Raw genomic sequence first — 13154 nt, forward strand, 5'->3', positions numbered from 1 at the left:
GGGGGTGTTGCTCTGTTGGTGTCTGTATCCGCTCTGTAGCTCCTCCCCAATATATTGCCCCGCGGGGTGTCCCCGCGCCGCGGGCGCCCCCCCCCCGCCCCCCGCGGCCGTATCGTTGTTGTGTCCCCCATAACCGATGGAAAGGCCGCGGCCACGATGGTGCAGATCAAGACCCCCGAGCAGATCGCGAAGATGCGTGAGGCGGGCCTTGTCGTCGCCGCCATTCACGCGGCGACCCGCGAGGCGGCCGTGCCGGGCGCCACGACCCGTGACCTCGACGAGGTCGCGCGGAAGGTCATCGCCGACCACGGGGCGAAGTCGAACTTCCTGGGGTACGGCGGTTTCCCCGCGACGATCTGCACCTCGGTCAACGAGGTCGTCGTCCACGGCATCCCGGACGACAAGACCGTCCTCAAGGACGGCGACATCATCTCGATCGACTGCGGCGCGATCGTGGACGGCTGGCACGGTGACGCGGCCTACACGGCCTTCGTGGGCACCGGGCACGCGCCGGAGCTCGTCGAGCTCTCCCGGGTGACGGAGGAGTCGATGTGGGCCGGTATCGCGGCCATGAAGGCGGGCAACCGTCTGGTGGACGTGTCCAGGGCGATCGAGACGTACATCAAGCGGCAGCCGCGGCCGGCGGTCGGCGACCACAGCCTCGGCCGCTACGGGATCATCGAGGACTACGGCGGCCACGGCATCGGCACCGAGATGCACATGGACCCGCACCTGCTGAACTACGTCTCCCGCAAGCGCGGCAAGGGCCCGAAGCTGGTCCCCGGCTTCTGTCTGGCGATCGAGCCGATGGTCTCGCTCGGCACGCCGCACACGGAGGTCCTGAAGGACGACTGGACCGTCATCACGACCGACGGCACCTGGTCCTCCCACTGGGAGCACTCGGTGGCCCTCACGGAGGAGGGCCCCCTGGTCCTGACCGCCGTCGACGGTGGCAAGGCGAAGCTGGCCGAGCTGGGCGTGGTGGCGGCACCGGACCCGCTGGCGTAGTCCCATTTCTGCGTCGTCGTGCCTTGCGTAAGGATCAGTTCGGGTGGGCAGACTTCCCGATTCGTCTTTTCCTGGGGCCTGGCGTAGACTGATGCGTCGGCTCTCGTGTACCCGTGTGTCCGCATACGGCGGCGAGAGTCGATCAAGGTAGCCGATTCGAAAGGCGAAGCGTGGCCAAGAAGCAAGGTGCCATCGAAATCGAGGGCACCGTGATCGAGTCCCTCCCGAACGCCATGTTCAAGGTGGAGCTCCAGAACGGTCACAAGGTCCTCGCGCACATCTCCGGCAAGATGCGGATGCACTACATCCGTATCCTCCCGGACGACCGGGTCGTCGTGGAGCTCTCTCCGTACGACCTGACGCGTGGCCGGATCGTCTACCGCTACAAGTAGATCTTGCCCGCACCCCGCGTTCTCGCGCGGGTGATGGCACTGACCCGGAGAACCTCACACCCATGAAGGTCAAGCCGAGCGTCAAGAAGATCTGCGACAAGTGCAAGGTGATCCGCCGTCACGGCCGGGTCATGGTCATCTGCGACAACCTGCGCCACAAGCAGCGCCAGGGCTGACGCACGCCGACCGACCTGCAACTTCGCAGTTCTTCGCGCGACGCAAGCAACGTACATACGCAGAGCCCGTCGGGCCGTTCCACAACGGTTGACGGCACCTCCGGCGGGGGCCGGGGACCCGGACGTACCACTCTTCGAAGCATCGAAGGGTCGGCGGTCGGGAGCGGTTCTGCAGCAGACCCCCGAGAACACAGGAGCCATTGAATGGCACGCGTTTCCGGTGTTGACATCCCGCGCGAAAAGCGTGTGGTGGTCGCACTCACCTACGTCTTCGGTATCGGGCGCACCCGGTCCGAGGAGATTCTCGCCGCGACCGGCGTGAACCCGTCCACCCGTGTCCGCGAGCTTGCCGAGGAAGACCTCGTCAAGATCCGCGAGTACGTGGACGCCAACCTCCAGACCGAGGGTGACCTCCGTCGCGAGATCGCCGCCGACATCCGCCGCAAGGTCGAGATCGGCTGCTACCAGGGCCTCCGCCACCGTCGTGGCCTGCCCGTCCGCGGCCAGCGCACCAGCACGAACGCTCGTACCCGCAAGGGCCCGCGTCGCGCCATCGCCGGCAAGAAGAAGCCGGGCAAGAAGTAGTCCTCAGCGGACGCTTGACCAAGCGGTCTTCGCTGTAGGACCGACCACCTCCCGTAGGAGATATAGATGCCCCCCAAGGGTCGTCAGGGCGCTGCCAAGAAGGTGCGCCGCAAGGAAAAGAAGAACGTCGCTCACGGGCACGCCCACATCAAGAGCACGTTCAACAACACGATCGTCTCGATCACGGACCCCTCGGGCAACGTGATCTCCTGGGCCTCCGCCGGCCACGTCGGCTTCAAGGGCTCGCGCAAGTCCACCCCGTTCGCCGCGCAGATGGCCGCTGAGTCGGCCGCTCGCCGCGCGCAGGAGCACGGCATGCGCAAGGTCGACGTCTTCGTGAAGGGTCCGGGCTCCGGCCGCGAGACCGCGATCCGCTCCCTCCAGGCCACGGGCCTCGAGGTCGGTTCGATCCAGGACGTCACCCCCACGCCGCACAACGGCTGCCGTCCCCCCAAGCGCCGCCGCGTCTGACGCACGGCTGCTTGATCAGGACTTCGGGCGGTACGGCTCTTCGGACCGTGCCGCCCGTACCCTTGCAGTACGTAGTTCGCAGCACTCCGTCGGGCGTCAAATAGTGGGCGTCCACGACTGAAGGAAAAAAGACATGCTGATCGCTCAGCGTCCTTCGCTGACCGAAGAGGTCGTCGACGAGTTCCGCTCGCGGTTCGTCATCGAGCCCCTCGAGCCGGGCTTCGGTTACACCCTCGGCAACTCCCTCCGCCGTACCCTCCTCTCCTCGATCCCGGGTGCCGCTGTCACCAGCATCCGCATCGACGGTGTCCTGCACGAGTTCACCACCGTGCCGGGCGTCAAGGAGGACGTCACCGACCTCATCCTCAACATCAAGCAGCTGGTCGTCTCCTCGGAGCACGACGAGCCGGTCGTGATGTACCTGCGCAAGCAGGGCCCGGGTCTGGTCACCGCCGCCGACATCGCGCCCCCGGCCGGTGTCGAGGTGCACAACCCCGACCTCGTCCTCGCCACGCTCAACGGCAAGGGCAAGCTGGAGATGGAGCTGACCGTCGAGCGCGGTCGCGGCTACGTCTCCGCCGTGCAGAACAAGCAGGCGGGCCAGGAGATCGGCCGTATCCCGGTCGACTCCATCTACTCGCCGGTGCTCAAGGTCACGTACAAGGTCGAGGCGACCCGTGTCGAGCAGCGCACCGACTTCGACAAGCTGATCGTCGACGTCGAGACCAAGCAGGCCATGCGCCCGCGTGACGCCATGGCGTCCGCCGGCAAGACCCTGGTCGAGCTGTTCGGTCTGGCGCGCGAGCTCAACATCGACGCCGAGGGCATCGACATGGGCCCGTCCCCCACGGACGCCGCCCTTGCCGCCGATCTCGCGCTGCCGATCGAGGAGCTCGAGCTCACCGTTCGTTCGTACAACTGCCTCAAGCGCGAGGGCATCCACTCCGTGGGTGAGCTCGTGGCGCGTTCCGAGGCGGACCTGCTCGACATCCGCAACTTCGGTGCGAAGTCGATCGACGAGGTCAAGGCGAAGCTGGCCGGTATGGGCCTCGCGCTGAAGGACTCGCCGCCCGGATTCGACCCGACCGCCGCGGCCGACGCCTTCGGCGCGGACGACGACGCGGATGCCGGTTTCGTCGAGACCGAGCAGTACTAGTAGATCGTCTGCGGGCCGGTTTCGGCTGGTCGCGCAGTTCCCCGCGCCCCTATGGGGCGCGGGGTCTCCGACGGGTGACCGCCCGCTCGGACACTGACATCGGTACCTCATACGGCCGGTGCAGATCACAAGGAGAAACACCATGCCGCGTCCCGCGAAGGGTGCCCGCCTCGGCGGTTCCGCCGCGCACGAGAAGCTGCTCCTCGCCAACCTGGCGAAGTCGCTCTTCGAGCACGGCCGCATCACCACGACCGAGGCCAAGGCCCGTCGCCTGCGTCCGGTCGCCGAGCGCCTGATCACCAAGGCGAAGAAGGGCGACATCCACAACCGTCGCCTCGTGCTGCAGTCGATCACCGACAAGGGCATCGTCCACACGCTCTTCACCGAGATCGCGCCGCGCTACTCCGAGCGCCCGGGTGGCTACACCCGTATCACCAAGATCGGCAACCGTCGTGGCGACAACGCCCCGATGGCCGTGATCGAGCTGGTCGAGGGCGAGATCGCCAAGAAGGCGACCGTCGCCGAGGCCGAGGCCGCCACCGTGCGCGCCGTCAAGGAGGCCGACGCGGCCGCCGAGGCTCCGGCCGAGGAGTCGAAGGACGCGTAAGCGTTCTCGCCGACTTTCCGTGTGCGGGCCCGTACCCCCTGGGGTGCGGGCCCGTTCCCGTGTGTTTGAGAGGATTCACCACGTGAGCGATGACGTGCAGGACGGGTTCGTACGCGTACGCCTCGACCTTTCGTACGACGGCAGGGACTTCTCCGGCTGGGCCAAGCAGAAGCAGGGGCAGCGGACCGTTCAGGGGGACATCGAGGCCGCCCTGCGGACCGTGACCCGGTCCCAGGAGACGTACGAGCTGACCGTGGCCGGCCGGACCGACTCAGGGGTCCACGCGCGCGGCCAGGTCGCCCATGTCGACCTGCCCGTCGAGCTGTGGGCCGAGCACCGCGACAAGCTGCTCCGGCGGCTCGCCGGGCGCCTCTCGCACGACGTGAGGGTGTGGCGGGTGGAGGAGGCCCCCGCGGGCTTCAACGCGCGCTTCTCGGCGATCTGGCGCCGCTACGCCTATCGGGTCACCGACCACCCCGGCGGCGTCGACCCGCTGCTGCGCGGGCACGTCCTGTGGCACGACTGGGCCCTCGACATGGACGCCATGAACGAGGCCGCCGCCGCGCTCGTCGGCGAGCACGACTTCGCCGCCTACTGCAAGCGGCGGGAGGGTGCCACGACCATCCGTACGCTCCAGGAGCTGCGCTGGGAGCGGCGCCCGGACGGTGTGATGGAAGCCACCGTCAAGGCCGACGCCTTCTGCCACAACATGGTCCGCTCACTGGTCGGCGCCCTGCTCTTCGTCGGCGACGGGCACCGGCCGGTCGACTGGCCCGGCAAGGTGCTCGCGGCCGGCGTCCGGGACTCGGCCGTCCACGTCGTACGGCCGCACGGCCTCACCCTCGAAGAGGTCGGCTACCCGGCCGACGAGCTCCTGGCCGCCCGCAATCTGGAGGCCAGGAACAGGCGGTCACTCCCCGGGAGCGTTGGCTGCTGCTGAGGCCTGGGCCTTGCCGCGGGCGTAGATCTGGTTGAACGTGAAGGTGCCGAGGTCGTCGCTGGCCAGGAACACGGCCTTGTCGGCCTTGGTGACCTTCTTGCCGCTGGTGAAGCCGGCCTGGGTGAAGTACGCGTACCGGCCGACCGCGTTCGAGCGGCGCAGGCAGACCGTGGCGCGGCAGAACTCCTTCACGCCCGCGCCGGCCAGCGGGGCGATGCCGCCGGTGGCCTGGTTCTTCGCCTTGAGGGCCGCCGCCTCCGAGGGAAAGACGGCGACGCCGACGGTGATCGCCACGCCGTCCTTCACATAGGTGGCGCGGATCACCCGCTGGCAGCCGTTCTTCTTCAGGACGGTGCCGAGGCCGCCCTGGGTCACGGACGCGCAGTTCGTGGTCGACGAGGTCGCGCCCTTCACGTACGGGCGCTTGTACATCGTGAGCTTCTTGCCCGGGTACAGGCCCTCGGCGGTGAGCGGAGCCTTGTCCTTCTTCGGGTCCGAGATGTAGTCCTTCGGGTTCGGCGGGGGCGGCGGCGCCACCGAGGAGAAGGTCGGCTCGGGCGTGGGGGACAAGGTGGGGGAGACCGCGCCGGTGGGGACGCCGCCGTTCTTGGCCTCGTCGTTCTTCTTGCCGGTGGCCACCACGGCGGTCGCCACGACCGCGCCCACGGCCAGGGCGGCCACGACCCCGCCGCCGATCATCAGCCAGCGCTTGCGCCGGCTGCGGGAGGCCGAGGCGTCGGCCAGCGCGCCCCAGTCAGGGGTCGGCCCGCCGCCCTGGGCGCCCGGGAAGGGGTCGGGCTGCTGCGGCCCGCCGTACCCGGACTGTCCCCCGCCGTAACCGGGCTGCCCGCCGTAGCCCTGCTGCTGCCCGTATCCCGGCTGCCCCTGGGGCTGCTGTCCGTACCCCTGCTGCCCCTGCTGCTGCGGCTCTTGCGGCCACTGCGGTCCCCCAAAGCTCATGCCGCGCATCCTAAACCGGTTGGGCGGAGCCGACGCGGGCGGTGACAATGCACCTCATGGGACATGTCGAGGCCGCGCATCTTGAGTACTACCTTCCCGACGGGAGGGTCCTGCTCGGGGACGCCTCCTTCCGGGTGGGAGAGGGCGCCGTCGTCGCCCTCGTCGGGGCCAACGGCGCCGGGAAGACCACACTGCTCCGGCTGATCTCCGGAGAGCTCCAGCCGCACGGCGGCAGCGTCACCGTCAGCGGCGGACTCGGTGTGATGCCGCAGTTCGTCGGCTCCGTACGGGACGAGTCCACCGTCCGCGACCTGCTGGTCTCGGTGGCCCAGCCGCGCATCCGGGACGCCGCGAAGGCCGTCGACGAGGCCGAGCACCTGATCATGACCGTCGATGACGAGGCCGCGCAGATGAAGTACGCGCAGGCCCTCAGCGACTGGGCCGAGGTGCAGGGGTACGAGGCGGAGACCGTCTGGGACCTCTGCACCATGGCCGCGCTCGGCATGCCGTACGAGAAGGCGCAGTTCCGGCAGGTCAGGACGCTGTCCGGCGGTGAGCAGAAGCGGCTCGTCCTGGAGTCGCTGCTGCGCGGCTCCGACGAGGTGCTGCTCCTCGACGAGCCCGACAACTACCTCGACGTGCCCGGCAAGCGGTGGCTGGAGGAGCGGCTGCGGGAGACCCGCAAGACCGTGTTGTTCATCTCTCACGACCGGGAGCTGCTGTCCCGGGGCGCGCAGAAGATCATCGCGGTGGAGCCCGGCCCGGCCGGTTCGGACGTGTGGGTCCACGGCGGCGGCTTCGACACCTTCCACGAGGCGCGGCGGGACCGGTTCGCCCGCTTCGAGGAGCTGAAGCGGCGCTGGGAGGAGAAGCACGCCCAGCTGAAGAAGCTCGTCGTCAACCTGCGGCAGGCGGCGTCGGTCAGCCACGCCATGGCCTCGCGGTACGCGGCGGCGCAGACCCGGCTGCGGAAGTTCGAGGAGGCGGGGCCGCCGCCGGAGCCGCCGCGCGAGCAGGACATCCGGATGCGGCTGCGGGGCGGCCGGACCGGCGTACGTGCCGTGACCTGCGAGAACCTTGAGCTGACCGGGCTGATGAAGCCGTTCTCCCTGGAGATCTTCTACGGGGAGCGGGTCGCCGTCCTCGGCTCGAACGGGTCGGGCAAGTCGCACTTCCTGCGGCTCCTCGCCGGTGACCCGTCGGTCGCCCACACCGGTGTCTGGAAGCTCGGCGCGCGTGTGGTGCCCGGGCACTTCGCGCAGACCCACGCGCATCCGGAGCTGGCCGGTCGGCCGCTCGTCGACATCCTGTGGTCGGAGCACGCCAAGGACCGGGGCGCGGCGATGTCGATGCTGCGCCGGTACGAGCTGGAGCGGCAGGGCGACCAGTCCTTCGACAAGCTCTCGGGCGGGCAGCAGGCCCGCTTCCAGATCCTGCTCCTGGAGCTGGCCGGCACGACGGCGCTGCTGCTCGACGAGCCGACGGACAACCTGGACCTGGAGTCCGCGGAGGCCCTCCAGGACGGCCTTGAGACGTATGACGGGACCGTCATGGCGGTGACCCACGACCGCTGGTTCGCGAAGAGCTTCGACCGGTACCTGGTCTTCGGTTCGGACGGGGTCGTACGGGAGACGACCGAGCCGGTGTGGGACGAGCGGCGGGTCGAGCGGGCGCGGTGACCTTGGGCGGTCGGCGGGACTCCGCCTCGGCCACGGTCGGCGGACGGAGTCCGGCGCAGCCGGGCGAAGCCGGGGAGGCCCTCAGGGGCCGAGTCGTGCGAGCGCGGCGTCAGGGACAGGTCGAGGGGCGGGTCGAGCGGGCTTGGTGACCTCGGGCGGTCGGCGTGGGGCGTCCGGCGCGTTTTGACCCGTCCGGGGTGGCGCGGGTACTGTTGCGGTTTGTTATGCGTATGGGCTACGTCGTGCTGACACGAAAAGCCTTTACGCAGGTTCCCTGGAGCAGTTACCAGTGGCTCGCATACGGGCGTCGTCCCGGCAGTGCAGGCCCCAGCTGCATGATCGCTTCAGGTGTGTCTGGACTCCATCCACTGAAGAAGCGAAGGCTACGAAGTGCGTACGTACAGCCCCAAGCCCGGCGATGTCACTCGCCAGTGGCACATCATCGACGCGCAGGACATCGTCCTGGGCCGTCTGGCGACCACGGCTGCGAACCTCCTCCGAGGCAAGCACAAGCCGGTCTACGCCCCGCACATGGACATGGGCGACTTCGTCATCATCATCAACGCTGACAAGGTCCACCTGTCCGGCAACAAGAAGACCCAGAAGCTGGCTTACCGCCACTCCGGCTTCCCGGGTGGTCTGCGCTCCGTCCGTTACGACGAGCTGCTTTCCAAGAACCCCGAGAAGGCCGTCGAGAAGGCCATCAAGGGCATGATCCCCAAGAACACCCTGGGCCGTCAGATGCTCTCGAAGCTGAAGGTCTACGCGGGCGAGAACCACCCGCACGCTGCTCAGCAGCCGGTCCCGTTCGAGATCACCCAGGTCGCGCAGTAGTTCCGGCCACACCCCCTAAGAACGAAAGAAATCTGAGGAGCATCGTGGCCGAGACCACCCCCGAGACCCCCGTCGACGAGTTCGAGGGCGTTGAGGAATACACCACCGAGACCGAGCTCGTCGAGGGTGAGTACACCTCCGAGTCGCTCGCGTCCCGCTTCGGCGACCCGCAGCCGGCCGCCGGCCTGGGCCGTCGCAAGAACGCCATCGCCCGCGTCCGGATCGTTCCGGGCACCGGCAAGTGGAAGATCAACGGTCGCACCCTTGAGGACTACTTCCCCAACAAGGTGCACCAGCAGGAAGTCAACGAGCCCTTCAAGGTGCTCGAGCTCGACAACCGCTACGACGTCATCGCCCGCATCGCGGGTGGCGGTGTCTCCGGTCAGGCCGGCGCCCTGCGCCTCGGCGTGGCCCGTGCGCTGAACGAGGCCGACGTCGAGAACAACCGCCCGGCGCTGAAGAAGGCCGGCTTCCTCTCCCGTGACGACCGTGCGGTCGAGCGGAAGAAGGCCGGTCTCAAGAAGGCCCGTAAGGCTCCGCAGTACAGCAAGCGTTAATCACGCCTGCTCGGTCTGCTTTCGTACGCCCCGGCGGCACTGCCCGTGCCGTCGGGGCGTACGTTTTTTCATAACCTTTTCGACCTGACACTTCTCACCTTTGATCTTTGATCTTTGATCAGTTCTTTCATCGGCTTGGGCACGTATTTCGGAGGACAGCTGTGGGACGACTCTTCGGCACGGATGGCGTACGCGGTGTGGCCAACGCGGACCTGACGGCTGAGCTGGCACTCGGCCTTTCGGTCGCGGCGGCGCACGTGCTCGCCGAGGCGGGCACCTTCGAGGGCCATCGGCCGGTCGCCGTGGTCGGACGCGACCCCCGCGCCTCCGGAGAGTTCCTCGAAGCCGCCGTCGTGGCCGGGCTCGCCAGCGCCGGCGTCGACGTCCTGCGCGTCGGTGTCCTGCCCACCCCCGCCGTGGCCCACCTCACCGGCGTCCTCGGCGCCGACCTCGGCGTGATGCTCTCCGCCAGCCACAACGCCATGCCCGACAACGGCATCAAGTTCTTCGCGCGCGGCGGCCACAAGCTCGCCGACGACCTGGAGGACCGGATCGAGGCCGTGTACGAGGAGCACCGCACGGGCGCCCCCTGGGAGCGTCCGACCGGTTCCGGCGTCGGCCGGGTCCGTGACTACAACGAGGGCTTCGACACGTACGTCGCCCACCTCATCGCCGTCCTCCCCAACCGCCTCGACGGTCTGAAGGTCGTCCTCGACGAGGCCCACGGCGCCGCCGCCCGCGTCTCGCCCGAGGCCTTCGCGCGCGCCGGAGCCGAGGTCGTCACCATCGGTGCCGAGCCCGACGGCCTCAACATCAACGACGGCTGCGGCTCCACCCACCTCGGGCTGCTCAGGGCCGCCGTCGTCGAGCACGGCGCCGACCTGGGCATCGCGCACGACGGCGACGCCGACCGCTGCCTCGCCGTGGACGCCGCGGGCAACGAGGTCGACGGCGACCAGATCCTCGCCGTGCTCGCCCTCGCCATGCGCGAGGCCGGCACGCTGCGCGGGAACACCGTCGTCGCGACCGTCATGTCGAACCTGGGCTTCAAGCTCGCCATGGAGCGCGAGGGCCTGAACCTCGTCCAGACGGGGGTCGGCGACCGCTACGTCCTGGAGTCCATGAAGGAGCACGGCTACGCCCTCGGTGGCGAGCAGTCCGGGCACGTCATCGTCCTCGACCACGCCACCACCGGCGACGGCACCCTGACCGGCCTCATGCTGGCCGCCCGGCTCGCCGCCACCGGCAAGTCGCTCGCGGACCTGGCCGGTGTGATGGAGCGGCTGCCGCAGATCCTCATCAACGTCCCGGACGTCGACAAGTCCCGGGTGAAGACCTCCGGCGACCTCGCCGCCGCCGTCACCGCCGCCGAGCAGGAGCTCGGCTCCACCGGCCGTGTCCTGCTGCGCCCCTCCGGCACCGAGCCGCTGGTCCGCGTCATGGTCGAGGCCGCGGACATCGAGCAGGCGCGCGCGGTCGCGGAGCGGCTCGCGGACGTCGTGAAGTCCGCTCTGGGCTAGCATTTCTGAGGCATCGTCATGCGGCGAGGGCCTCGCCGTACCCCTAGCGGGTGCGGCGGGGCCCTCGTTTTCGTTCTCAGACCTTCGGCGTGCGGCGGAAGCGGCCGCGCTTGGTGTGCCAGAACAGTTTCTGGCCGTACAGGGTCAGTATTCCGGCCAGCATGATGCCGAGGAGGTTCAGAAGCAGCTGTTCGACCGAGCCCCACATCTGGCCCAGTTCGCCGTAGCTGAGCGCCACCGCCGCGTTCGCGGCCGCCGGGACCGTCGTCACCGAGATCGCCACGCCCACCAGGGCGCCCGACTTGGAGGACGTCAGCGAGAGCATGCCGGCCGCGCCGGCGAGCAGTGCCACGACGAAGGAGAACGGGTCCGGCTGCCAGATGAAGCTGGTGTTGGGGCGGTCGGCGTCGAGCCGCTCCATGCTGAACAGGTCCAGCCCGTCCATCCCCACGCTGAAGACCGTCGTGGCCGCGATCGCCGCCGCGAAGCCGACGAGCAGTGCTGTCAGCGAGCGCGCAGCCAGCCTGGGCGCGCGCTGCACCACCGCCGTACAGACTCCGGCGAGCGGGCCGAACTCCGGGCCGACCGCCATCGCGCCCACGATCAGGATCGCGTTGTCGAGGACGACACCGCAGGCCGCGATCATCGTCGCCAGGATCATGAACGCGCCGTACGTGACCGAGAGCGTCGACTCCTCGTGCGTCTCGCCCGTCAGCTGCTCCCAGAGCACCGCGTCGGCGGACTCGCCCGGGGCCTCCTCCTCGGCCACGTCGGCGCGCTCGGAGAGGGAGATCTCGATGTTCTCGACGGCGATCGAGCCGTCCTGGTCGATCCTCAGCCCGCGCAGCTCGCTGAGCAGTTCGTCGCCCGCCTCGCGGGCCACGTCGCACATGACCACGTCACCGGCAGGGTCGCGGGCAGCGCCGGGCAGCACCACCACGTGGGTGGTGCCGACCGTCGACTCGATGAGCTTGACCGTGTCCGGGGTGCGGTCCGGCGGAACGATCATTCGGAGATGGAGCATGCGGAGAGCTTACGGAGGGCGGTGAGTGCTCGGGGAGGTCAGAGCTTGCGGAGGCTCAGGCGCTGCACCTTGTGGTCGGGGCCCTTGCGGACGACGAGGGTCGCCCGGCCGCGGGTGGGGGCCACGTTCTCCAGGAGGTTCACCTTGTTGATCGTCCGCCACATCGTGCGGGCGTAGTCGAGGGCCTCCTCCTCGGAGACCTGGGTGTAGCGCTGGAAGTACGAGGACGGGTTCTGGAACGCGGTGTCGCGCAGCTTGCGGAAGCGGTTGAGGTACCAGCGTTCGATGTCCTCGGGCCTGGCGTCCACGTACACCGAGAAGTCGAAGTAGTCGGCGAGGCCGACGCGGGTCCTGCCGTCCTTTCCCGGCAGGGCCGGCTGGAGGACGTTGAGCCCCTCCACGATGAGGATGTCCGGGCGGCGGACCACCAGCCGCTCGTCGGGGACGCGGTCGTAGATGAGGTGCGAGTAGACGGGCGCGGTCACCTCCTCCTTGCCGGCCTTGATGTCGGCGACGAAGCGGGTGAGCGCCCGGCGGTCGTACGACTCGGGGAAGCCCTTGCGGGACATGAGCCCGCGGGCCTTCAGCTCCTCCATCGGGTAGAGGAAGGCGTCCGTGGTCACCAGCTCCACGCGGGGGTGCTCCGGCCAGCGGGCGAGCAGCGCCTGCAGGAGCCGGGAGACCGTCGACTTGCCGACGGCGACGGAACCGGCGACCCCTATGACGAAGGGGGTGCCGCGCTGTTCGGCGTTCTCGCCGAGGAAGGTGTTCAGGGCGCCGCGGAGGCCGCTGGTGGCCTGCACGTACAGGTTGAGCAGCCGGGAGAGGGGCAGGTAGATGTCCCGTACCTCGTCGAGGTCGATGACGTCCCCGAGCCCGCGGAGCCGTTCGACCTCGTCGGCGGTGAGCGGCAGCGGGGTCTTGTCCCGCAGGTCGCTCCACTCGGCCCGGGTGAGGTCGACGTAGGGGGTCGCCTCGGAGGGGCGGCGAGGCCCAGAGCCGTTGCGGGGGCCGCCTCCGGGGGTGGGGCCGGTCCCGTCGGGGCTTCGTGGCGGCGAAGTGATCACCCCGCCATTGTCGGGGGTCGGCGGCCTTCGTGGGCCGTGGGGTGGGTCACGTGACAAAAGCCGTTGTCGTACCCGGCCACTAGGGTGATCATTCTCAAGCCGCGTGCGCTCTGTACTTCACGCGGGGGGAGCCGCCGTTCGGGCGGCACGAGAACCACGAAGAGAACAGAGAGCCACC

The 13154-nt window shown here is 69.1% G+C and carries 15 protein-coding genes; 12 read left to right on the forward strand and 3 right to left on the reverse strand.

Annotated elements, in window-relative coordinates; genetic code table 11:
- Positions 1 to 156 precede the first annotated feature (156 nt).
- From map to truA, 8 genes are all read left to right on the forward strand, one after another.
- On the forward strand, positions 157 to 1008 hold the full coding sequence (gene map / locus ACIA8N_RS05785) for a type I methionyl aminopeptidase (protein ID WP_365783229.1): 852 nt from the start codon (positions 157 to 159) through the stop codon (positions 1006 to 1008).
- Between the two features lie 170 nt (positions 1009 to 1178).
- Positions 1179 to 1400, forward strand: coding sequence for a translation initiation factor IF-1 (gene infA / locus ACIA8N_RS05790; RefSeq protein ID WP_003956442.1), 222 nt, complete (start codon positions 1179 to 1181; stop codon positions 1398 to 1400).
- Positions 1401 to 1462: 62 nt separating this feature from the next.
- On the forward strand, positions 1463 to 1576 hold the full coding sequence (rpmJ, locus tag ACIA8N_RS05795; RefSeq protein ID WP_003956441.1) for a 50S ribosomal protein L36: 114 nt from the start codon (positions 1463 to 1465) through the stop codon (positions 1574 to 1576).
- Between the two features lie 204 nt (positions 1577 to 1780).
- Positions 1781 to 2161, forward strand: coding sequence for a 30S ribosomal protein S13 (rpsM, locus tag ACIA8N_RS05800; protein ID WP_030214048.1), 381 nt, complete (start codon positions 1781 to 1783; stop codon positions 2159 to 2161).
- A gap of 66 nt (positions 2162 to 2227) precedes the next feature.
- A complete protein-coding gene (gene rpsK, locus ACIA8N_RS05805) occupies positions 2228 to 2632 on the forward strand; it encodes a 30S ribosomal protein S11 (protein WP_003956432.1) in 405 nt (134 codons plus the stop codon).
- A 133-nt stretch (positions 2633 to 2765) separates the two neighbouring features.
- Positions 2766 to 3788, forward strand: a complete 1023-nt coding sequence (locus tag ACIA8N_RS05810) for a DNA-directed RNA polymerase subunit alpha (RefSeq protein WP_024755423.1) — start codon at positions 2766 to 2768, stop codon at positions 3786 to 3788.
- Between the two features lie 142 nt (positions 3789 to 3930).
- Entirely contained in the window at positions 3931 to 4395 is a 465-nt protein-coding gene (gene rplQ / locus ACIA8N_RS05815) for a 50S ribosomal protein L17 (protein WP_017239591.1), read from the forward strand.
- Positions 4396 to 4477: 82 nt separating this feature from the next.
- Entirely contained in the window at positions 4478 to 5335 is an 858-nt protein-coding gene (truA, locus tag ACIA8N_RS05820; RefSeq protein ID WP_365783232.1) for a tRNA pseudouridine(38-40) synthase TruA, read from the forward strand.
- Here truA and ACIA8N_RS05825 read toward each other — a convergent pair.
- A complete protein-coding gene (locus tag ACIA8N_RS05825) occupies positions 5306 to 6295 on the reverse strand; it encodes a hypothetical protein (RefSeq protein WP_365783234.1) in 990 nt (329 codons plus the stop codon). The two genes, truA and ACIA8N_RS05825, sit on opposite strands and share 30 nt — an antisense overlap.
- Before the next feature lie 56 nt (positions 6296 to 6351).
- Between ACIA8N_RS05825 and ACIA8N_RS05830 the strand changes: the two genes are divergently transcribed.
- From ACIA8N_RS05830 to glmM, 4 genes are all read left to right on the forward strand, one after another.
- Positions 6352 to 7974: an ATP-binding cassette domain-containing protein gene (locus ACIA8N_RS05830; protein WP_365783236.1), complete on the forward strand. Its 1623-nt coding sequence runs from the start codon at positions 6352 to 6354 to the stop codon at positions 7972 to 7974.
- A gap of 390 nt (positions 7975 to 8364) precedes the next feature.
- Positions 8365 to 8808, forward strand: a complete 444-nt coding sequence (gene rplM / locus ACIA8N_RS05835; protein WP_053646145.1) for a 50S ribosomal protein L13 — start codon at positions 8365 to 8367, stop codon at positions 8806 to 8808.
- 44 nt (positions 8809 to 8852) lie between these two features.
- A complete protein-coding gene (gene rpsI / locus ACIA8N_RS05840; RefSeq protein ID WP_015035601.1) occupies positions 8853 to 9365 on the forward strand; it encodes a 30S ribosomal protein S9 in 513 nt (170 codons plus the stop codon).
- 161 nt (positions 9366 to 9526) lie between these two features.
- Positions 9527 to 10885, forward strand: coding sequence for a phosphoglucosamine mutase (gene glmM, locus ACIA8N_RS05845; protein ID WP_365783238.1), 1359 nt, complete (start codon positions 9527 to 9529; stop codon positions 10883 to 10885).
- Positions 10886 to 10961: 76 nt separating this feature from the next.
- Here the strand turns inward: glmM and ACIA8N_RS05850 are convergent, their stop codons facing one another.
- Positions 10962 to 11909, reverse strand: coding sequence for a DUF389 domain-containing protein (locus ACIA8N_RS05850; RefSeq protein ID WP_365783240.1), 948 nt, complete (start codon positions 11907 to 11909; stop codon positions 10962 to 10964).
- Positions 11910 to 11947: 38 nt separating this feature from the next.
- On the reverse strand, positions 11948 to 12976 hold the full coding sequence (coaA, locus tag ACIA8N_RS05855; protein ID WP_030549242.1) for a type I pantothenate kinase: 1029 nt from the start codon (positions 12974 to 12976) through the stop codon (positions 11948 to 11950).
- Positions 12977 to 13154 lie beyond the last annotated feature (178 nt).

This window comes from Streptomyces sp. NPDC051822 (assembly GCF_044452745.1).
In the GTDB taxonomy this organism is placed as follows: Bacteria; Actinomycetota; Actinomycetes; order Streptomycetales; family Streptomycetaceae; genus Streptomyces.

Coding starts and splice junctions, on each gene's coding strand:
- rplQ (WP_017239591.1), top strand. CDS start 3,931: ATGCCGCGTCCCGCGAAGGGTGCCCGCCTCGGCGGTTCCGCCGCGCAC.
- rpsM (WP_030214048.1), top strand. CDS start 1,781: ATGGCACGCGTTTCCGGTGTTGACATCCCGCGCGAAAAGCGTGTGGTG.
- ACIA8N_RS05810 (WP_024755423.1), top strand. CDS start 2,766: ATGCTGATCGCTCAGCGTCCTTCGCTGACCGAAGAGGTCGTCGACGAG.
- rpsK (WP_003956432.1), top strand. CDS start 2,228: ATGCCCCCCAAGGGTCGTCAGGGCGCTGCCAAGAAGGTGCGCCGCAAG.
- ACIA8N_RS05830 (WP_365783236.1), top strand. CDS start 6,352: ATGGGACATGTCGAGGCCGCGCATCTTGAGTACTACCTTCCCGACGGG.
- map (WP_365783229.1), top strand. CDS start 157: ATGGTGCAGATCAAGACCCCCGAGCAGATCGCGAAGATGCGTGAGGCG.
- ACIA8N_RS05825 (WP_365783234.1), bottom strand. CDS start 6,295: ATGAGCTTTGGGGGACCGCAGTGGCCGCAAGAGCCGCAGCAGCAGGGG.
- rpmJ (WP_003956441.1), top strand. CDS start 1,463: ATGAAGGTCAAGCCGAGCGTCAAGAAGATCTGCGACAAGTGCAAGGTG.
- ACIA8N_RS05850 (WP_365783240.1), bottom strand. CDS start 11,909: ATGCTCCATCTCCGAATGATCGTTCCGCCGGACCGCACCCCGGACACG.